The organism is Streptomyces sp. NPDC029041, from assembly GCF_040637515.1.
GTDB lineage: Bacteria > Actinomycetota > Actinomycetes > Streptomycetales > Streptomycetaceae > Streptomyces.
In genome coordinates this window covers 94,540-114,220 of sequence record NZ_JBEZWO010000020.1, presented here as the reverse complement: position 1 = coordinate 114,220, position 19,681 = coordinate 94,540, and the positions used below count along the sequence as shown (strand labels likewise).

Sequence of the window (19,681 nt, the reverse complement as noted above, 5' to 3'; positions counted from 1 at the left end):
GGGCCCTCCGGCGTTCCCGGACGTCCCCGGTGCGGCACAGGGACGTCAGAGCCGCACAACGCCGCCGGGGCGGCCGGGAACCATACGGTTCCGGCCACCCCGGCGGCACGTTTCTGCTGGACCCGTCTGCCGGACCCGCGAGCGGTCAGGCCTCCTCGTGGGACGCCACCGCCCGGCGCGCGTCCGCGTCCAGGACACCCCAGCTGATCAGCTGCTCCGTCAGGACCGACGGAGACTGGTCGTAGATGACGGCGAGTGTGCGCAGGTCGTCCTGGCGGATCGACAGCACCTTGCCGTTGTAGTCACCGCGCTGCGACTGGATCGTGGCCGCGTAGCGCTGGAGGGGGCCCGCCTTCTCGGCCGGCACCGTGGCCAGCCGCTCCAGGTCCAGGACCAGCTTCGGCGGCGGCTCGGCGGCCCCGCCCGGGGTCGTGCCCGGAAGCAGTTCCTGCACCGGAACGCCGTAGAAATCCGCCAGCTCGGCAAGGCGCTGCACGGTCACGGCACGGTCGCCGCGCTCGTACGAACCGACCACGACCGCCTTCCAGCGTCCCTGGGACTTCTCCTCGACACCGTGGAGGGAAAGGCCCTGCTGGGTGCGGATCGCCCGGAGCTTGGCCCCGAGCTGTTTGGCGTATTCGCTGGACATATAGCTCCCCGGCACTGTGTCGACGCGTCTGGCGTGGGTGCCAGGCCGCGCGGCTGGTAACTCACTGTGAGGTTACGCAGCGTTACTCTGCCGCGTCAAGCCGAATGGTCCGCACCGACTCTTCCGTGGTAGTGGCCTCGCATTGGGCCGGATGGGTGATCCGAGGGGGCCGAACGGGCGATCACCGGGACCTGCTACCGTGTATGGCGCAATCTCGACGTCCTTTAAGGTCCGTCCCGTGAGGCGGAGAAGGAGGTCCGTTTCGTATGGACACGCACGACACGCGCGACGCACAGTCCGATGCCCGGCCCGTTCTCGAAGGGCCCGACATCGCGCGGGTGCTGACCCGCATCGCCCACGAGATCGTCGAACGCGCCAAGGGCGCCGACGACGTGGTGCTCCTCGGCATCCCGACCCGGGGCGTCTTCCTCGCCCGGCGCATCGCCGACAAGCTCGAGCAGATCACCGAGCGCAAGGTTCCGTGCGGCTCGCTCGACATCACCATGTACCGCGACGACCTGCGCATGCACCCGCCGCGTGCGCTGGCCCGCACCGAGATTCCCGGTGACGGCCTCGACGGCAAGCTCGTCGTCCTCGTCGACGACGTGCTCTTCTCCGGCCGCACCATCCGCGCCGCCCTCGACGCCCTGAACGACCTCGGACGTCCGCGCGCGGTGCAGCTCGCCGTCCTCGTCGACCGCGGTCACCGCGAACTGCCCATCCGCGCCGACTACGTCGGCAAGAACCTCCCCACGTCGTTGCGGGAGACGGTCAAGGTCCAGCTCGCCGAGGAGGACGGTCGCGACACCGTGCTGCTCGGTGCCAAGCCGACCCCTCAGTAGCGCTCCAGAGGCGTACGCCGCCGCCGTACGCCGGCTCAGTGCGCGCCCCGGCGCGCCCGTCTGCCCCGAATCTCCCGAATGAACTGCCTTACGGAGCCTGACAGATGCAGCGTCATCTCATCTCGGCCGCCGACCTCACCCGCGACGACGCCGTCCTGATCCTCGACACCGCCGAGGAGATGGCCCGGGTCGCCGACCGGCCGATCAAGAAGCTGCCGACCCTGCGCGGCCGCACGATCGTCAACCTCTTCTTCGAGGACTCCACCCGGACCCGGATCTCCTTCGAAGCCGCCGAAAAGCGGCTGTCCGCGGACGTCATCAACTTCTCCGCCAAGGGCTCCAGCATCTCCAAGGGAGAGTCCCTGAAGGACACCGCCCAGACCCTGGAGGCGATGGGCGTCGACGCCGTGGTCATCCGGCACGGCGCCTCCGGAGCCCCGTACCGCCTCGCCAACTCCGGCTGGATCGACGCCGTCGTGGTCAACGCCGGCGACGGCACCCACCAGCACCCCACCCAGGCCCTGCTGGACGCCTTCACCATGCGCCGCCGCCTGATCGGCCCGGACGCCGGACTCGGCCGTGACCTCGAGGGCAAGCGCATCACGCTCGTCGGCGACGTCCTGCACAGCAGGGTCGCCCGCTCCAACGTCGACCTGCTGCACACCCTCGGCGCCGAGGTCACCCTCGTCGCCCCGCCGACCCTGCTGCCGGTCGGCATCGAGACCTGGCCCTGCGAGGTCTCCTACGACCTCGACAGCACACTGCCCAAGTCCGACGCGGTGATGATGCTGCGCGTCCAGCGCGAGCGTATGAACGCCGCGTTCTTCCCGACCGAGCGCGAGTACTCCCGCCGCTACGGCCTCGACGGCGACCGCATGGCGCGGATGCCCGAGCACGCCATCGTGATGCACCCCGGCCCGATGGTCCGCGGCATGGAGATCACCGCCGAGGTCGCCGACTCCGACCGCTGCACCGTCGTCGAGCAGGTCGCAAACGGAGTGTCCATCCGGATGGCCGTCCTGTACCTGCTGCTCGGTGGGAACGAACCCGCCGTCACCCACCCCCGCACCGAGGAGAAGTAAGACAGATGAGCAAGATCCTGATCCGTGGTGCGAAGGTGCTCGGCGGCGAGCCCCAGGACGTGCTGATCGACGGCCAGACGATCGCTGAGGTCGGTGTGGTCCCGGAGGCCGAGGCCGATCAGGTCGTCGAGGCCGAGGGCAAGGTCCTGCTGCCGGGCCTGGTCGACCTGCACACCCATCTGCGCGAGCCCGGCCGCGAGGACTCCGAGACCGTTCTCACCGGCACGCGCGCCGCCGCCTCCGGCGGTTTCACCACCGTCTTCGCCATGGCCAACACCTTCCCGGTCGCCGACACCGCCGGTGTCGTCGAGCAGGTCTGGCGGCTCGGCAAGGAGCACGGTTACTGCGACGTCCAGCCCATCGGCGCCGTCACCGTCGGCCTGGAGGGCAGGAAGCTCGCCGAGCTGGGCGCCATGCACGAGTCCGCCGCCGGCGTCACCGTCTTCTCCGACGACGGCAAGTGCGTCCACGACGCCGTGATCATGCGCCGGGCCCTGGAGTACGTGAAGGCCTTCGGCGGTGTCGTCGCCCAGCACGCCCAGGAGCCGCGGCTGACCGAGGGCGCCGAGATGAACGAGGGCATCGTCTCCGCGGAGCTGGGGCTCGGGGGCTGGCCCGCGGTGGCCGAAGAATCGATCATCGCCCGGGATGTCCTGCTCGCCGATCACGTCGGCTCCCGCGTCCACATCTGCCATCTCTCGACCGCCGGTTCCGTGGAGATCGTCCGCTGGGCCAAGTCCCGCGGCATCCAGGTCACCGCCGAGGTCACCCCGCACCACCTCCTCCTCACGGATGAGCTGGTGCGCACCTACAACCCGGTCTACAAGGTCAACCCGCCGCTGCGCACCGAGCGCGACGTCATGGCCCTGCGCGAGGCGCTCGCCGACGGCACCATCGACATCGTCGCCACCGACCACGCCCCCCACCCGCACGAGGACAAGGACTGCGAGTGGGCCGCGGCCGCCATGGGCATGGTCGGCCTGGAGACCGCGCTGTCGGTGGTGCAGGAGACCATGGTCGACACGGGCCTGCTGGACTGGGCCGGCGTCGCGGACCGGATGTCCGTCAAGCCCGCGCGGATCGGACAGGCGACGGGCCACGGCCGTCCCGTCTCGGCAGGTGAGCCCGCCAACCTCACGTTGGTCGACACGGCATACCGTGGGCTGGTGGAACCCGCGGGCTTCGCCTCGCGCAGCCGCAACACCCCCTACGAGGGGCGTGAGCTGCCGGGCCGTGTGACGCACACGTGGCTGCGGGGCAAGGCCACGCTCGTCGACGGGAAGCTCACGTGACACCTGTACTCCTGCTGGCCGCCGAGAAGGAATCGGCGCAAGTGACCGACTGGGCCGCCCGCATCGGCTGGGTCGTCGGCCTCGCCCTGTTCGTCGCGCTCGTCTACTGGCTGATGCGCGAGGGCTGGAAGTGGCGCGGCACCCTCCAGGGCGACCTGCCCGAGCTGCCCGTCACACCGGCCGACCCGGGCCCCGCGAAGCTCACCCTGAGCGGCCGCTACCACGGCTCCACCACCGCCGGGCAGTGGCTCGACCGCATCGTCGCCCGGGGCCTGGGCACCCGCAGCCGGGTCGAGCTCACCCTCACGGACTCCGGCCTCGACGTCGTACGGCCCGGGGCGAACGACTTCTTCGTCCCGGCCGCACAGCTGCGCGAGGCCCGGCTCGACAAGGGCATCGCCGGCAAGGTCCTCACCGAGGGTGGCCTGCTGGTCGTCACCTGGGAGCACGGCGACCGGCTGATCGACTCCGGGTTCCGCTCCGACCACGCTGCCGAGCACAACGAGTGGGTCGAGACCCTCAACTCCATGATCGAAACGAACACCAGGGAAGGCGCCGAACGATGACCACCTCCACCAGGGGAGCCGCCAAAACTCCCGCCGTACTCGTCCTGGAGGACGGCCGGGTCTTCCGCGGCCGCGCCTACGGGGCCGTGGGGGAGACCTTCGGCGAAGCGGTGTTCTCCACCGGCATGACCGGCTACCAGGAGACCCTCACCGACCCCTCCTACCACCGCCAGGTGGTCGTGATGACCGCCCCGCACGTCGGCAACACCGGCGTCAACGACGAGGACATGGAGTCCCGGAAGATCTGGGTCTCCGGCTACGTCGTGCGCGACCCCGCGCGCGTGCCGTCCAACTGGCGCTCCCGGCGCACGCTGGACGAGGAGCTGGACGCCCAGGGCGTCGTCGGCATCAGCGGCATCGACACCCGCGCCCTCACCCGCCACCTGCGCGAGCGCGGCGCGATGCGCGTCGGCATCTTCAGCGGCGACGCCGTCCGGGACGACGCCGCGCTGCTGGCCCGCGTCCAGGAAGCCCCGCAGATGAAGGGTGCGAACCTCTCCGCCGAGGTCGCCACCACCGAGCCGTACGTCGTCCCGGCCATCGGCGAGAAGAAGTTCACCGTCGCCGCCGTCGACCTCGGCATCAAGGGCATGACCCCGCACCGCATGGCCGAGCGCGGCATCGAGGTGCACGTGCTCCCGGCGACCGCGACCGTCGAGGACGTCTACGCGGTGAACCCGGACGGCGTGTTCTTCTCCAACGGCCCGGGCGACCCGGCCACCGCCGACCACCCCGTCTCCGTGATGCAGGGCGTCCTCGAGCGCGGCACCCCGCTGTTCGGCATCTGCTTCGGCAACCAGATCCTGGGCCGCGCCCTCGGCTTCGGCACCTTCAAGCTGAAGTACGGCCACCGCGGCATCAACCAGCCGGTGCAGGACCGCACGACCGGCAAGGTCGAGGTCACCGCGCACAACCACGGCTTCGCCGTCGACGCCCCGCTCGACCAGGTCTCCGAGACCCCGTTCGGCCGCGCCGAGGTGTCCCACGTCTGTCTGAACGACAACGTGGTGGAGGGACTCCAGCTCCTCGACCGCCCCGCGTTCAGCGTCCAGTACCACCCCGAAGCGGCAGCCGGCCCGCACGACGCCGCCTACCTGTTCGACCGCTTCGTATCCCTGATGGAGGGCCAGCGTGCCTAAGCGCACCGATATCCAGTCCGTCCTGGTCATCGGCTCCGGCCCGATCGTCATCGGCCAGGCCGCCGAGTTCGACTACTCCGGCACCCAGGCGTGCCGCGTCCTCAAGTCCGAGGGCCTGCGGGTCGTCCTGGTGAACTCCAACCCGGCGACGATCATGACCGACCCGGAGATCGCCGACGCCACCTACGTCGAGCCGATCACCCCCGAGTTCGTCGAGAAGATCATCGCCAAGGAGCGCCCCGACGCGCTGCTGCCCACCCTGGGCGGCCAGACGGCCCTCAACACGGCCATCTCGCTGCACGAGGCGGGCACGCTCGACAAGTACGGCGTCGAACTGATCGGCGCCAACGTCGAGGCCATCAACAAGGGCGAGGACCGCGACCTCTTCAAGGAGGTCGTCGAGGCCGTGCGCCAGAAGATCGGGCACGGCGAGTCCGCCCGCTCGGTCATCTGCCACTCCATGGACGACGTGCTCCAGGGCGTCGAGACGCTCGGCGGCTACCCGGTCGTCGTCCGCCCCTCCTTCACCATGGGCGGCGCCGGCTCCGGCTTCGCCCACGACGAGGAGGAGCTGCGCCGCATCGCCGGCCAGGGCCTCACGCTCTCGCCGACCACCGAGGTGCTCCTGGAGGAGTCCATCCTCGGCTGGAAGGAGTACGAGCTGGAGCTGATGCGCGACAAGCACGACAACGTCGTGGTCGTCTGCTCCATCGAGAACTTCGACCCCATGGGCGTGCACACCGGCGACTCGATCACGGTCGCCCCGGCGATGACCCTCACCGACCGCGAGTACCAGACTCTGCGCGACATCGGCATCGCCGTCATCCGCGAGGTCGGCGTCGACACCGGCGGCTGCAACATCCAGTTCGCGGTGAACCCCGAGGACGGCCGGGTCATCGTCATCGAGATGAACCCGCGCGTCTCGCGCTCCTCGGCGCTCGCCTCCAAGGCGACCGGCTTCCCGATCGCCAAGATCGCCGCCAAGCTCGCCGTCGGCTACACCCTCGACGAGATCCCGAACGACATCACGCAGGAGACCCCGGCCTCCTTCGAGCCGACACTCGACTACGTGGTCGTCAAGGCCCCGCGCTTCGCCTTCGAGAAGTTCCCGAGCGCCGACAGCACGCTGACCACCACCATGAAGTCGGTCGGCGAGGCCATGGCCATCGGCCGCAACTTCACCGAGGCCTTCCAGAAGGCGCTGCGCTCGCTGGAGAAGAAGGGCAGCCAGTTCACCTTCGTCGGCGAGCCCGGCGACAAGATCCAGCTCCTGGAGCAGGCCGTCCGCCCCACCGACGGCCGCATCAACACCGTCATGCAGGCCATCCGCGCCGGCGCCACGCCCGAGGAGATCTTCGCGTACACGAAGATCGACCCCTGGTTCGTCGACCAGCTCTTCCTGATCAAGGAGATCGCCGACGAGCTGGCCGAGGCCCCCGAGCTGACCGCCGACCTGTTCGCCGAGGCCAAGCGGCACGGCTTCTCGGACACGCAGATCGGTGAGATCCGCGGCCTGCGCGAGGACGTCGTCCGCGAGGTCCGGCACGCGCTGGGCATCCGCCCCGTCTACAAGACGGTCGACACCTGCGCCGCCGAGTTCGCCGCGAAGACGCCGTACTTCTACTCCTCCTACGACGAGGAGAGCGAGGTCGCGCCCCGCGAGAAGCCGGCCGTCATCATCCTGGGCTCCGGCCCGAACCGCATCGGCCAGGGCATCGAGTTCGACTACTCCTGCGTCCACGCCTCCTTCGCCCTGAGCGACGCGGGCTACGAGACCGTGATGGTCAACTGCAACCCGGAGACCGTCTCCACGGACTACGACACCTCCGACCGCCTGTACTTCGAGCCGCTGACGCTCGAGGACGTGCTGGAGATCGTGCACGCCGAGCAGCAGGCCGGGCCCGTCGCGGGCGTCGTCGTGCAGCTCGGCGGCCAGACCCCGCTGGGCCTGTCGCAGGCGCTCAAGGACAACGGCGTGCCGATCGTCGGCACCTCCCCGGAGGCCATCCACGCCGCCGAGGACCGCGGCGCCTTCGGCCGGGTCCTCAAGGAGGCCGGCCTTCCCGCCCCCAAGCACGGCACGGCCACGACCTTCTCCGAGGCCAAGGCCATCGCCGACGAGATCGGCTACCCGGTCCTGGTCCGCCCCTCCTACGTCCTCGGCGGACGCGGCATGGAGATCGTCTACGACGAGACGCGCCTGGAGTCGTACATCGCCGAGTCGACCGAGATCAGCCCCTCCCGGCCGGTCCTCGTCGACCGGTTCCTCGACGACGCGATCGAGATCGACGTCGACGCCCTCTACGACGGTGAGGAGCTGTACCTCGGCGGCGTCATGGAGCACATCGAGGAGGCCGGCATCCACTCCGGCGACTCGGCGTGCGCCCTGCCCCCGATCACCCTCGGCGGCTTCGACATCAAGCGCCTGCGCGCCTCCACGGAGGGCATCGCCAAGGGCGTCGGCGTCCGCGGCCTGATCAACATCCAGTTCGCTCTCGCGGGCGACATCCTCTACGTCCTGGAGGCCAACCCGCGCGCGTCCCGGACCGTCCCCTTCACCTCGAAGGCGACGGCGGTGCCGCTGGCCAAGGCCGCCGCCCGGATCTCCCTGGGCGCCACCATCGCCGAGCTGCGCGCCGAGGGCCTCCTCCCGGTCACCGGCGACGGCGGTGAGCTGCCGTTCGACGCGCCGATCTCCGTCAAGGAGGCCGTCATGCCGTGGTCGCGCTTCCGCGACATCCACGGCCGCGGTGTCGACACCGTCCTCGGCCCGGAGATGCGCTCCACGGGCGAGGTCATGGGCATCGACTCCGTCTTCGGCACGGCATACGCCAAGTCGCAGGCCGGCGCCTACGGCCCGCTGCCCACCAAGGGACGTGCGTTCATCTCGGTCGCCAACCGCGACAAGCGCTCGATGATCTTCCCGGCCCGCGAGCTGGTCGCGCACGGCTTCGAACTGCTCGCCACCTCCGGCACGGCGGAGGTCCTCAAGCGCAACGGCATCAACGCCACCATCGTGCGCAAGCAGTCCGAGGGCACCGGCCCGAACGGCGAGAAGACCATCGTCCAGCTCATCCACGACGGCGAGGTCGACCTCATCGTCAACACCCCCTACGGCACGGGCGGCCGCCTCGACGGCTACGACATCCGTACGGCGGCCGTGGCACGCTCCGTGCCCTGCCTGACGACGGTCCAGGCCCTCGCGGCGGCGGTCCAGGGCATCGACGCCCTGGGGCGCGGTGACGTGAGCGTCCGGTCGCTCCAGGAACACGCGGAACACCTGACCGCGGCCCGCGACTAGCAGCCCCGAGGGGGACACCGGAAACGGTGTCCCCCTCTTCGTGAGGACACCACGTCCTCGTGAGGACACCATGTACAAAATCTTCTTCCGTCTCTTCTTCAAGGCGCTGGACCCGGAGCAGGCCCACCACATGGCCTTCCGCTGGATCCGCCTGGCCGCCCGCGTGCCCGTGCTGCGCACCTTCCTCGCGGCCGCCCTCGCGCCCCGCTACAAGGAACTGCGCACCGAGGCCCTCGGCCTGCGGATGCACGGCCCCTTCGGGCTCGCGGCCGGCTTCGACAAAAACGCCGTCGGCATCGACGGCATGGCGATGCTCGGCTTCGACCACGTCGAGATCGGCACGGTGACCGGCGAACCGCAGCCCGGCAACCCCAAGCAGCGGCTGTTCCGCCTGGTCGCTGACCGTGCGCTGATCAACCGCATGGGCTTCAACAACGACGGCTCGCTCCGCGTCGCCGCCCGCCTGGCCTCCCGGACGCCCGTCTTCAAGCCGGTCGTCGGCGTCAACATCGGCAAGACCAAGGTCGTGCCGGAGGAGGAGGCCGTCGCCGACTACGTGAAGTCCGCCGAGCGCCTCGCGCCCCACGCCGACTACCTGGTCGTCAACGTCTCCTCGCCGAACACGCCCGGCCTGCGCAACCTGCAGGCCACCGAGGCCCTGCGCCCCCTGCTGAGCGCCGTCCGCGAGGCCGCCGACCGCACGGTCTCCGCCCGTCGCGTGCCGCTCCTGGTCAAGATCGCACCCGATCTCGCCGACGAGGACGTCGACGCCGTCGCCGACCTGGCCGTGGAGCTCGGCCTGGACGGCATCATCGCCACGAACACCACGATCGCGCGCGAGGGTCTCGGCCTGAAGTCGGATGCCTCCCTGGTCAAGGAGACCGGCGGCCTGTCCGGAGCGCCCCTGAAGGAGCGCTCCCTGGAGGTCCTGCGCCGCCTCTACGCGCGCGTGGGCGACCGGATCACCCTGGTGGGCGTAGGCGGCATCGAGAACGCCGAGGACGCCTGGCAGCGCATCCTGGCCGGTGCCACGCTGGTCCAGGGCTACAGCGCGTTCATCTACGAGGGGCCCTTCTGGGGCCGTGCGATCCACAAGGGGCTCGCCGCACGCCTGGCCACCAGCCCCTACGCCACGCTCGCCGACGCGGTGGGCGCCGACGTGAGGAAGACGGCATGAGTGGTCCCGAGCCCTTCGGCGCACGCCTGCGCCGGGCCATGGACGAGCGCGGCCCGCTGTGCGTGGGCATCGACCCGCACGCCTCCCTGCTCGCTTCATGGGGCCTGAACGACGACGTGACGGGCCTGGAGCGGTTCAGCCGCACGGTCGTCGAGGCGGTGGCCGACCGGGTCGCCGTGCTCAAGCCGCAGAGCGCGTTCTTCGAGCGCTTCGGCTCCCGCGGCGTCGCCGTGCTGGAGAAGTCCGTGGCCGAGGCGCGGGCGGCGGGCGCGCTGGTCGTGATGGACGCCAAGCGCGGCGACATCGGCTCGACCATGGCCGCGTACGCCGAGTCCTTCCTGCACAAGGACGCGCCGCTGTTCTCCGACGCCCTGACCGTCTCGCCCTACCTCGGGTACGGCTCGCTCAGCCCGGCCGTCGCGCTGGCCCGCGAGAGCGGTGCCGGACTGTTCGTGCTGGCGCTGACCTCCAACCCGGAGGGCGGCGAGGTCCAGCACGCCGTGCGGTCCGACGGCCGGAACGTCGGAGCGACGATGCTGGCGCACCTGGCCGCCGAGAACGCGGGGGAGGAGCCCCTGGGGTCCTTCGGCGCGGTCGTCGGCGCCACCCTCGGCGATTTGTCCACCTACGACCTGGACATCAACGGCCCGCTCCTCGCACCCGGCATCGGTGCCCAGGGCGCCGAGCCGGCCGATCTTCCCGGGGTCTTCGGCGCGGCCGTGCGCAACGTCGTGCCGAACGTCAGCCGCGGAGTGCTACGCCACGGTCCCGACGCGGTCGCGCTGCGTGACGCCGCGGAGCGCTTCGCGGAGGAGATCCGTCAGGCAGTCACGTCCCGGTGAGCCGGTCCAGACCTTCGGTAGAGACCTCCGATGAGTCGTCCGGGGCGGCCTTGAGCCTGAATACATCCTCAAATCCGGGGCAGTATGTCCTAAATGTCCGTTCAGATGAAGGCTGACCAGGACTTTTCCGCTGTTCTCAATGACTCCGGCGGACTTGCCCGCTAGTCTCCGACGAGAGAACGGGCAAGCGTGTGTTGCTCGTGCCTCCCCTGGTGTGGGGCGACTAGGTTCCTCACCGGTCCGTATCCGACAGTTCGACATCCGAGGTGACGTAGGCGTGGCTCTTCCGCCCCTTACCCCTGAACAGCGCGCAGCCGCGCTCGAAAAGGCCGCCGCGGCTCGCCGGGAGCGGGCCGAGGTCAAGAATCGACTCAAGCACTCCGGCGCCTCTCTTCACGAGGTCATCAAGCAGGGCCAGGAGAACGACGTCATCGGCAAGATGAAGGTCTCCGCCCTCCTCGAGTCGCTGCCGGGCGTGGGCAAGGTCCGCGCCAAGCAGATCATGGAGCGACTCGGCATCTCCGAGAGCCGCCGCGTGCGTGGCCTCGGTTCCAACCAGATCGCCTCCCTGGAGCGCGAGTTCGGCAGCACCGGCTCCTGAAGCGGGCGGTCCGGGGAAGCGAGTCCCGGGCACTCCGCGATTGCTGGATAATCGCTGCATGGCTGCAACACCCCGGGGGACGTCCCCCGTACCCCCGGACGTACGTCCGCGGCTGACCGTGCTCTCCGGCCCCTCCGGGGTCGGCAAGAGCACGGTCGTCGCCCATATGCGCAAGGAACACCCCGAGGTCTGGCTCTCCGTGTCGGCCACGACCCGCAAGCCCCGCCCCGGCGAGCAGCACGGAGTCCACTACTTCTTCGTCTCCGACGACGAGATGGACAAGCTCATCGCCAACGGGGAACTGCTGGAGTGGGCCGAGTTCGCCGGCAACCGCTATGGCACGCCGCGTGCGGCCGTGCAGGAACGACTGGAGAACGGCGAGCCCGTCCTCCTGGAGATCGACCTGCAGGGCGCCCGGCTGGTCCGGGAGTCGATGCCCGAGGCCCAGCTGGTGTTCCTGGCTCCTCCCTCCTGGGAGGAGCTCGTGCGCAGACTCACCGGGCGGGGCACCGAACCGCCCGAGGTGATCGAGCGCCGGCTCGATGCGGCGAAGATCGAACTCGCGGCCGAGCCGGAGTTCGACACCACCCTGGTCAACACCTCCGTCGAGGACGTGGCCCGCGAGCTGCTAGCCTTGATGGACGTCGTGTGACCATCGCCGACCATTCCGGCCGGCCGATCACCCCGACAGAATCTTTCCCATCCATCGGAAGGTAGAGCGTGTCCTCTTCCATCTCCGCGCCCGAGGGCATCATCAACCCGCCGATCGACGAGCTCCTCGAGGCCACCGACTCGAAGTACAGCCTGGTGATCTACGCGGCCAAGCGTGCCCGCCAGATCAACGCGTACTACTCGCAGCTCGGCGAGGGTCTCCTCGAGTACGTCGGTCCTCTCGTCGACACCCACGTCCACGAGAAGCCGCTCTCGATCGCCCTCCGCGAGATCAACGCGGGGCTCCTGACGTCCGAGGCCGTCGAGGGCCCGGCGCAGTAATCGGATTTTCAGCTTGACGCTGACTTGTCCACAGGCCCGGCAGGCCTCCTGCCGGGCCTGTGGTGTGTCATGGAGTCGTACGGTGTGCCGGTAGCCGAGGTCCGGGGAGAGACGTGGACAAGCCGAAGGTCGTTCTGGGGGTCAGCGGGGGCATCGCCGCGTACAAGGCCTGTGAGCTGCTGCGGCGGCTGACGGAGTCGGGCCACGAGGTGCGGGTGGTGCCGACCGCCTCCGCGCTGCACTTCGTCGGCGCCGCCACCTGGTCCGCGCTCTCCGGCAACCCCGTCTCCACCGAGGTGTGGGACGACGTGCACGAGGTCCCGCACGTCCGCATCGGGCAGCACGCCGACCTGGTCGTCGTCGCCCCCGCCACCGCCGACATGCTCGCCAAGGCGGCCCACGGCCTCGCCGACGACCTCCTCACCAACACGCTGCTCACCGCCCGCTGCCCGGTGGTCTTCGCGCCCGCCATGCACACGGAGATGTGGGAGCACCCGGCCACCCAGGAGAACGTGGCGACGCTGCGCCGCCGCGGCGCCCTCGTCATCGAGCCGGCCGTCGGCCGCCTCACCGGCGTCGACACCGGCAAGGGCCGGCTGCCCGACCCGGGCGAGATCTTCGAGATCTGCCGCCGTGTGCTGGCCCGGGGGGTCACCGAGCCCGACCTCACCGGCCGGCATGTCGTCGTGAGCGCCGGCGGCACCCGCGAGCCCCTGGACCCCGTCCGCTTCCTGGGCAACCGTTCCTCCGGAAAGCAGGGCTACGCCCTCGCCCGCACCGCCGCCGCCCGCGGCGCCCGCGTCACGCTGATCGCGGCCAACAGCACCCTGACCGCCCCGGCGGGCGTCGACGTCGTGCCGGTCGGCACCGCCGTGGAGCTGCGCGAGGCCGTGCTGCGTGCCGCCCCCGACGCCGACGCCGTGGTGATGGCGGCCGCGGTGGCCGACTTCCGTCCGGCGGCGTACGCGGCGGGGAAGATCAAGAAGAAGGACGGCCAGGAGCCTGAGCCGATCACCCTGGTGCGGAATCCGGACATCCTCGCGGAGATCTCCGCCGACCGGACCCGCGCCGGACAGGTGATCGTCGGCTTCGCCGCGGAGACGGACGACGTCCTCGCCAACGGCCGCGCCAAGCTCAAGCGCAAGGGCTGCGACCTGCTGGTCGTGAACGAGGTGGGGGAGCGCAAGACCTTCGGCTCCGAGGAGAACGAGGCGGTCGTGCTCGGCGCCGACGGCAGCGAGACCGCCGTGGCGCACGGCCCCAAGGAAGCCCTGGCCGAAACGATCTGGGACCTGGTGGCCGAGCGCCTGCGCTGAGGCCCCGTCGCCGGGCACCCCGTGCTGCCCGACCGTCGTGCACCCGCTCGAAAACGGGTGGACCCGGGCGTGGCGCCTCTGGCCAACGTCGCTCGCCATTGGGCAGAATGCCCGTGCCGCAGGTCACAGCACTCCCGAGTGGCGAGACAGGGGGACCGTGGCCGAAGCGTGACCCGTAAACTGTTCCACGGACGGCGCCGGGTGCAGCCCCCGCCGTCCGCCAATGATCAGCCAGCAGCCGCTGCAACCCCAGGGAGCGTTGTGTCCCGTCGCTTGTTCACCTCGGAGTCCGTGACCGAGGGTCACCCCGACAAGATCGCTGACCAGATCAGCGACACCATTCTCGACGCGCTCCTGCGCGAGGACCCCTCCTCGCGCGTCGCCGTCGAGACCCTGATCACGACCGGCCTGGTGCACGTGGCCGGCGAGGTCACGACCAAGGCGTACGCGGACATCGCGACGCTGGTCCGCAACAAGGTCCTCGAGATCGGTTACGACTCCTCCAAGAAGGGCTTCGACGGCGCGTCCTGCGGCGTGTCGGTGTCCATCGGCGCACAGTCCCCGGACATCGCCCAGGGCGTGGACACGGCCTACGAGTCCCGGGTCGAGGGCGACGAGGACGAGCTCGACAAGCAGGGTGCCGGCGACCAGGGCCTGATGTTCGGCTACGCGACGGACGAGACGCCGACGCTGATGCCGCTGCCGATCTTCCTCGCCCACCGGCTGTCGAAGCGGCTGTCCGACGTGCGCAAGAACGGCACCATCCCCTACCTGCGCCCGGACGGCAAGACGCAGGTCACCATCGAGTACGACGGGGACAAGGCGGTCCGCCTGGACACCGTCGTCGTGTCCTCGCAGCACGCCTCGGACATCGACCTGGACTCGCTGCTGGCTCCGGACATCAAGGAGTTCGTCGTCGAGCCGGAGCTCAAGGCGCTGCTGGACGAGGGGATCAAGCTCGACACGGAGAACTACCGTCTCCTGGTCAACCCCACCGGCCGCTTCGAGATCGGCGGCCCGATGGGTGACGCCGGACTGACCGGCCGCAAGATCATCATCGACACCTACGGCGGCATGGCCCGTCACGGTGGTGGCGCGTTCTCCGGCAAGGACCCGTCCAAGGTCGACCGCTCCGCCGCGTACGCGATGCGCTGGGTCGCGAAGAACGTGGTCGCCGCCGGCCTCGCCACCCGGTGCGAGGTCCAGGTCGCGTACGCCATCGGCAAGGCCGAGCCGGTGGGTCTGTTCGTCGAGACCTTCGGCACCGCCAAGATCGACACGGAGAAGATCGAGAAGGCGATCGACGAGGTGTTCGACCTCCGCCCGGCCGCCATCATCCGCGACCTCGACCTGCTCCGCCCGATCTACTCGCAGACGGCGGCGTACGGTCACTTCGGCCGCGAGCTTCCCGACTTCACGTGGGAGCGCACGGACCGCGTGGACGCGCTGCGCAAGGCCGCGGGGCTTTAAGTCCCGGAGGTGCCGCGGGGCTGTAGGTCCCGGAGGCGCCGCGGGGCTGTAGGTCCCGGATGTGAGGCCCGGCCCCTCGGGGGCCGGGCCTCGCCGTGTCCCGGGGGGCCTCCCGGGAACCCCCGGTTGTCAGTGGGATTTGGTAAGAATGCAAGCGTGAGCAGCGAGAACGAACAGGCGGGCGGGGGCGCGGAGGGCGCGCCGCCCGAGCAGCTCGCGCTCATCCGGGACAGTGTGCGCAAGGCGAAGACACCCCGGGCCAAGCCGCGGACCTGGCGGGGGGCCGCGCTCGCCAAGGAGCTGCCCGTCGCGCGTGTCCTCGTCGACAAGGGCGTGCTCCATCTCGACCGGTACTTCGACTACGCCGTGCCCGAGGAGCTGGACGCGGACGCCCAGCCGGGCGTGCGCGTGCGGGTCCGGTTCGGGGCCGGGCGGCATCGCGTGCGCGAAGGGCGGCGCGAGGGTGGCGGACTGATCGACGGGTTCCTCGTCGAGCGGCTGGCCGAGTCCGACTACTCCGGGCCGCTGGCCGCCCTCGCCCAGGTCGTGTCGCCCGAGCGGGTGCTGAGCGAGGAGCTGCTGGGGCTGGCCCGGGCGGTCGCCGACCGGTACGCGGGCAGCCTCGCCGACGTCCTGCAGCTCGCCGTCCCGCCGCGCAACGCACGGGCCGAGCAGCGCCCCTCACCCGACCCGCTGCCCCCGCCCCCGGCGCCCGAAGCCGGAAGCTGGCAGCGGTACGAGCGCGGGGCCGCCTTCCTGGAGTCCCTGGTGTCCGGCGGCGCGCCCCGGGCCGTGTGGAACGCGCTGCCCGGGCCCCAGTGGAGCGAGGAGCTGGCCCGGGCCGTCGCCGCGACGCTGGCCTCCGGGCGCGGGGCGCTCGCCGTCCTGCCCGACGGACGGGCGGTCGCACGAGTCGACGCCGCCCTGACCTCCCTGCTGGGAAAGGGGCGGCACGCGGTGCTCACCGCCGACGCCGGCCCGGAGAAGCGGTACGCGCAATGGCTCGCGGTGCGGCGCGGTTCCGTACGGGCCGTGATCGGGACCCGGGCCGCCATGTTCGCGCCCGTCCAAGACCTGGGCCTGGTCGCGCTCTGGGACGACGGCGACGACAGCCACAGCGAGCAGCACGCCCCGCAGCCCCACGCCCGCGAGGTGCTTCTGCTGCGGGCCGCCCAGGACAAGTGCGGCTTCCTGCTGGGGAGCTGGGGCTGCACGGTGGAGGCCGCCCAGCTCGTCGAGAGCGGCTGGGCGCGGCCGCTCGTCGCAGGCCGGGACCAGGTGCGGGGGGCCGCCCCGCTCGTCCGGACCGTCGGGGACCAGGATCTCGCCCGCGACGAGGCCGCCCGGGCCGCCCGGTTGCCGACGCTGGCCTGGCAGGCCGTCAGGGACGGCCTCCAGCACGGCCCGGTGCTGGTGCAGGTGCCCCGCCGGGGGTACGTCCCGCGCATGGCGTGCGCCGACTGCCGGGCGCCCGCGCGCTGCCGGCACTGCTCGGGGCCGTTGGAGGCGCCGGACGGCGGTGCCCTGAACTGTGGGTGGTGCGGACGCCAGGAGAGCGGCTGGCACTGCCCCGACTGCGGTTCCTTCCGCCTGCGCGCCTCGGTCGTCGGGGCCCGTCGGACCGCCGAGGAGCTGGGCCGGGCCTTCCCCGCCGTCCCGGTACGCACCTCGGGGCGGGAGCACGTGCTCGACACGGTGCCGTCAGCGCCCGCGCTGGTCGTGAGCACGCCGGGGGCCGAGCCCGTCGCCGAGGGCGGGTACGCGGCGGCACTGCTGCTCGACGGGTGGGCCATGCTCGGGCGGCCCGATCTGCGGGCCGGGGAGGACGGGCTGCGGCGGTGGATGGCCGCCGCCTCCCTCGTCCGGCCGCAGTCGGCCGGGGGCACGGTGGTGGTCGTGGCCGAGCCCACGCTGCGGCCCGTGCAGGCGCTCGTCCGCTGGGACCCCGTCGGCCACGCGGTGCGGGAACTCGCCGAGCGTGCCGAGCTGGGGTTTCCGCCGGTGTCGCGGATGGCCGCGGTGTCGGGCCCGCCGGATGCGGTGGCAGGATTCCTCCGTGCGGCCGAACTGCCGCCCGAGGCAGAGGTGCTGGGGCCGGTGCCGTTGCCCGTCACCGCGCCCGGGCGACCTCGCCGGGCGGGGGCGCCGCCGCCCGGGGAGCAGTGGGAGCGGGCGCTGCTGCGGGTGCCACCGGGCAGGGGCGCCGCGCTGGCCGCCGCACTCAAGGCCGCGCAGGCCGCGCGGATGGCCCGGGGGAGCGGCGGCGGGGCGGGAACCGGCGCCGGCGTGTGGGTGCGGATCGATCCGGCCGACATCGGGTGAGCGTCGCCTCGGACGGGCACGAGAGGGGGCCTGTACGAGAGTGGGGCCGGCATGAGGATGCGGCCGGCACGAGGGGTTGCTGCGGGCGACGGAGCGGTCGGCGCCGCTGATGCAGGATCAGGCGCCGTGGGTGGCGGCGGCAGTCGTCCGGTGGGTCCGGCGCGATGCGCGGCCGCCCTCCCGGGAGCGGTCCGGGAGGGCGGGGCGAAGGGCGCGGGTGTCAGCCGTTGCGCGGGCCCGGGAAAACCGTCGGCCTGACCTCGTCGCGCAGAGCGGGGCTGCCGGCCGTGGGCTGCGTGGGCATGGAACGGGCCGCGGGAACCGTCGGAACCGAGGGCAGGCCGGTCGTCACATTGACCGAGCGGCCGACCGTCGGCTCCGGCGTGCGCTCGGGCTCGGGCGCGGCCGACTGGGTCGTGGCGCGGCGGGCGCCGTAACGGCGGTGGACCGCCTGCTTGGTGACTCCGAGCGCGGAGCCCACCGCGTCCCACGAGAAGCCGAGCGAGCGGTCGAAGTCCACGGCCGCGGTGACCAGGGTCTCGACACTGTCCCGCAGTTCCTGGGCGAGCCGTACCGTCGGGGCGGGAGCGCGTCCGTAGACGACGAAGCCCGTGGAGGGGCCGGAGCGGCGCGGGCGGTAGACATTGCCCAACTGGGCGGTGAGGGTGCGCAGTGCGTCCACCTGCCGGCGGACCCGCTCGATGTCCCGCACCAGCAAGTGCAGGCTGGCCCGAGCCTGGGCGTCGTGGGTTGCGTGGTCGGCCATGAACAAGCCTCTCGAACCGGCGTTGAAAGGAATTGGGCCGCGATCGCGGCCCGTTGTGGTCAACTCTGTCTTGACCAACGCGGATTCGCTCCGCGGGTCACGGTGTGGGGGCGTGGGATTCCATGTGTGCGCCTGTCTGCGCGGGGTGTGCGCCTCGGCCCTCGGCCGTTGGCTCGTGTCTCCCGCCCGCGCATCGCCCGTGACCGTCAGCCGACAGGCCCGGGTCTGTCGTGGGGGTTCAGCGCCGTCGGCGGCTTTCCGCTTCCGGCTCATAGACTTGGGCTTTGCCCGTTGTCGATCCCGCCCCCGAGAGGCCCCCACCACCCCATGAAGCTGGTCTTCGCCGGTACACCCGAGGTCGCCGTTCCCGCTCTGGACGCTCTGCTCGCCTCCGGGCGGCACGAGGTGGCCGCCGTCGTCACGCGGCCCGACGCGCCGGCCGGGCGCGGACGCAGGCTCGTCGCGTCGCCCGTCGCCGAGCGGGCGGAGGAGGCCGGGATCGAGGTGCTGAAGCCCGCGAAGCCGAAGGACCCCGAGTTCCTGGAGCGGCTGCGTCGGATCCGGCCGGACTGCTGCCCCGTCGTCGCCTACGGGGCGCTGCTGCCCCGGGTCGCGCTCGACATCCCCGCGCACGGCTGGGTCAATCTGCACTTCTCCCTGCTGCCGGCCTGGCGCGGTGCCGCGCCCGTGCAGCACGCCATCATGGCCGGCGACGAGATCACCGGGGCGTCCACCTTCCTGATCGAGGAGGGGCTCGACTCCGGCCCGGTGTACGGGACGGTGACGGAGGAGATCCGGGCCACCGACACCAGCGGGGACCTGCTGACGCGGCTCGCCTTCGCCGGTGCAGGGCTGCTGGCGGCGACCATGGACGGCATCGAGGACGGCACGCTGAAGGCCGTACCGCAGCCGGCCGACGGGATCAGCCTCGCTCCCAAGGTCAACGTCGAGGACGCGCACCTGGACTGGAGCGCGCCCGCGCTGCGGGTCGACCGGATGGTACGGGGGTGTACCCCGGCCCCCGGCGCCTGGACCACCTTCCGCGGTGAGCGGCTCAAGCTCATCCAGGTCGCTCCCGTGCCCGACCGGACGGACCTCGCCCCCGGGCAGATCGCCGCCGGGAAGAACAACGTGTACGTCGGCACCGGCTCGTACGGTGTCGAGCTGCTGTGGGTGCAGGCCCAGGGAAAGAAGCCGATGCGGGCGGCGGACTGGGCGCGCGGGGTGCGGATCGGCGAGGGCGAGCAGCTCGGCGGATGAGCCGGGGCGGGACCTCATGCAGCCGGCACCCCGCTGCCGGCTGCAGACCGTACCCGGCGGCGT

At 71.4% G+C, this 19,681-nt stretch carries 17 protein-coding genes; 15 read left to right on the top strand and 2 right to left on the bottom strand.

Annotated features, from left to right (window positions below; genetic code table 11):
- Positions 1–145: 145 nt before the first annotated feature.
- The gene (gene bldD, locus AB0F04_RS35055; protein WP_018570201.1) at positions 146–649 is read right to left on the bottom strand and encodes a transcriptional regulator BldD; all 504 of its coding nucleotides are present in this window, start codon (positions 647–649) and stop codon (positions 146–148) included.
- A 266-nt stretch (positions 650–915) separates the two neighbouring features.
- Here bldD and pyrR point away from each other — a divergent pair, with 266 nt between their 5' ends.
- The 14 genes from pyrR (at position 916) to AB0F04_RS34985 (ending at position 17,592) form a co-directional block, all read left to right on the top strand.
- Positions 916–1,491: a bifunctional pyr operon transcriptional regulator/uracil phosphoribosyltransferase PyrR gene (gene pyrR / locus AB0F04_RS35050; RefSeq protein WP_362049558.1), complete on the top strand. Its 576-nt coding sequence runs from the start codon at positions 916–918 to the stop codon at positions 1,489–1,491.
- A 104-nt stretch (positions 1,492–1,595) separates the two neighbouring features.
- Complete coding sequence (locus AB0F04_RS35045; RefSeq protein WP_362049555.1) at positions 1,596–2,573, top strand: aspartate carbamoyltransferase catalytic subunit; 978 nt, start codon at positions 1,596–1,598, stop codon at positions 2,571–2,573.
- Between the two features lie 5 nt (positions 2,574–2,578).
- Complete coding sequence (locus AB0F04_RS35040) at positions 2,579–3,865, top strand: dihydroorotase (RefSeq protein WP_362049552.1); 1,287 nt, start codon at positions 2,579–2,581, stop codon at positions 3,863–3,865.
- Positions 3,862–4,431 (top strand): hypothetical protein, encoded by a 570-nt coding sequence (locus AB0F04_RS35035; RefSeq protein ID WP_362049549.1) that lies wholly within the window; start codon positions 3,862–3,864, stop codon positions 4,429–4,431. The genes AB0F04_RS35040 and AB0F04_RS35035 overlap by 4 nt, the downstream gene beginning before the upstream one ends.
- Positions 4,428–5,570 carry a glutamine-hydrolyzing carbamoyl-phosphate synthase small subunit gene (gene carA / locus AB0F04_RS35030; protein WP_362049546.1) on the top strand — a complete coding sequence of 381 codons (1,143 nt, stop codon included), beginning with the start codon at positions 4,428–4,430 and terminating at the stop codon, positions 5,568–5,570. The genes AB0F04_RS35035 and carA overlap by 4 nt, the downstream gene beginning before the upstream one ends.
- Positions 5,563–8,871, top strand: a complete 3,309-nt coding sequence (gene carB / locus AB0F04_RS35025) for a carbamoyl-phosphate synthase large subunit (protein WP_362049543.1) — start codon at positions 5,563–5,565, stop codon at positions 8,869–8,871. Before carA ends, carB begins: the two co-directional genes overlap by 8 nt.
- 70 nt (positions 8,872–8,941) lie before the next feature.
- Positions 8,942–10,048, top strand: coding sequence for a quinone-dependent dihydroorotate dehydrogenase (locus AB0F04_RS35020; protein WP_362049540.1), 1,107 nt, complete (start codon positions 8,942–8,944; stop codon positions 10,046–10,048).
- Positions 10,045–10,890, top strand: a complete 846-nt coding sequence (gene pyrF / locus AB0F04_RS35015) for an orotidine-5'-phosphate decarboxylase (RefSeq protein ID WP_362049537.1) — start codon at positions 10,045–10,047, stop codon at positions 10,888–10,890. The genes AB0F04_RS35020 and pyrF overlap by 4 nt, the downstream gene beginning before the upstream one ends.
- 277 nt (positions 10,891–11,167) lie before the next feature.
- Positions 11,168–11,491, top strand: coding sequence for an integration host factor (locus tag AB0F04_RS35010; RefSeq protein WP_003977346.1), 324 nt, complete (start codon positions 11,168–11,170; stop codon positions 11,489–11,491).
- Positions 11,492–11,549: 58 nt separating this feature from the next.
- A complete protein-coding gene (gene gmk, locus AB0F04_RS35005; RefSeq protein ID WP_051814725.1) occupies positions 11,550–12,143 on the top strand; it encodes a guanylate kinase in 594 nt (197 codons plus the stop codon).
- A gap of 68 nt (positions 12,144–12,211) precedes the next feature.
- On the top strand, positions 12,212–12,484 hold the full coding sequence (gene rpoZ / locus AB0F04_RS35000) for a DNA-directed RNA polymerase subunit omega (RefSeq protein WP_003988945.1): 273 nt from the start codon (positions 12,212–12,214) through the stop codon (positions 12,482–12,484).
- Between the two features lie 113 nt (positions 12,485–12,597).
- On the top strand, positions 12,598–13,800 hold the full coding sequence (gene coaBC, locus AB0F04_RS34995) for a bifunctional phosphopantothenoylcysteine decarboxylase/phosphopantothenate--cysteine ligase CoaBC (RefSeq protein ID WP_362049534.1): 1,203 nt from the start codon (positions 12,598–12,600) through the stop codon (positions 13,798–13,800).
- A gap of 261 nt (positions 13,801–14,061) precedes the next feature.
- Positions 14,062–15,270, top strand: coding sequence for a methionine adenosyltransferase (metK, locus tag AB0F04_RS34990; protein WP_362049531.1), 1,209 nt, complete (start codon positions 14,062–14,064; stop codon positions 15,268–15,270).
- Between the two features lie 156 nt (positions 15,271–15,426).
- Positions 15,427–17,592: a primosomal protein N' gene (locus tag AB0F04_RS34985; protein WP_362049529.1), complete on the top strand. Its 2,166-nt coding sequence runs from the start codon at positions 15,427–15,429 to the stop codon at positions 17,590–17,592.
- A 220-nt stretch (positions 17,593–17,812) separates the two neighbouring features.
- Here the strand turns inward: AB0F04_RS34985 and AB0F04_RS34980 are convergent, their stop codons facing one another.
- Entirely contained in the window at positions 17,813–18,358 is a 546-nt protein-coding gene (locus AB0F04_RS34980) for a hypothetical protein (protein ID WP_362049528.1), read from the bottom strand.
- Positions 18,359–18,685: 327 nt separating this feature from the next.
- On the opposite strand from AB0F04_RS34980, the gene fmt reads away from it, so the two are divergent.
- Positions 18,686–19,618: a methionyl-tRNA formyltransferase gene (fmt, locus tag AB0F04_RS34975; RefSeq protein ID WP_362049527.1), complete on the top strand. Its 933-nt coding sequence runs from the start codon at positions 18,686–18,688 to the stop codon at positions 19,616–19,618.
- Positions 19,619–19,681 lie beyond the last annotated feature (63 nt).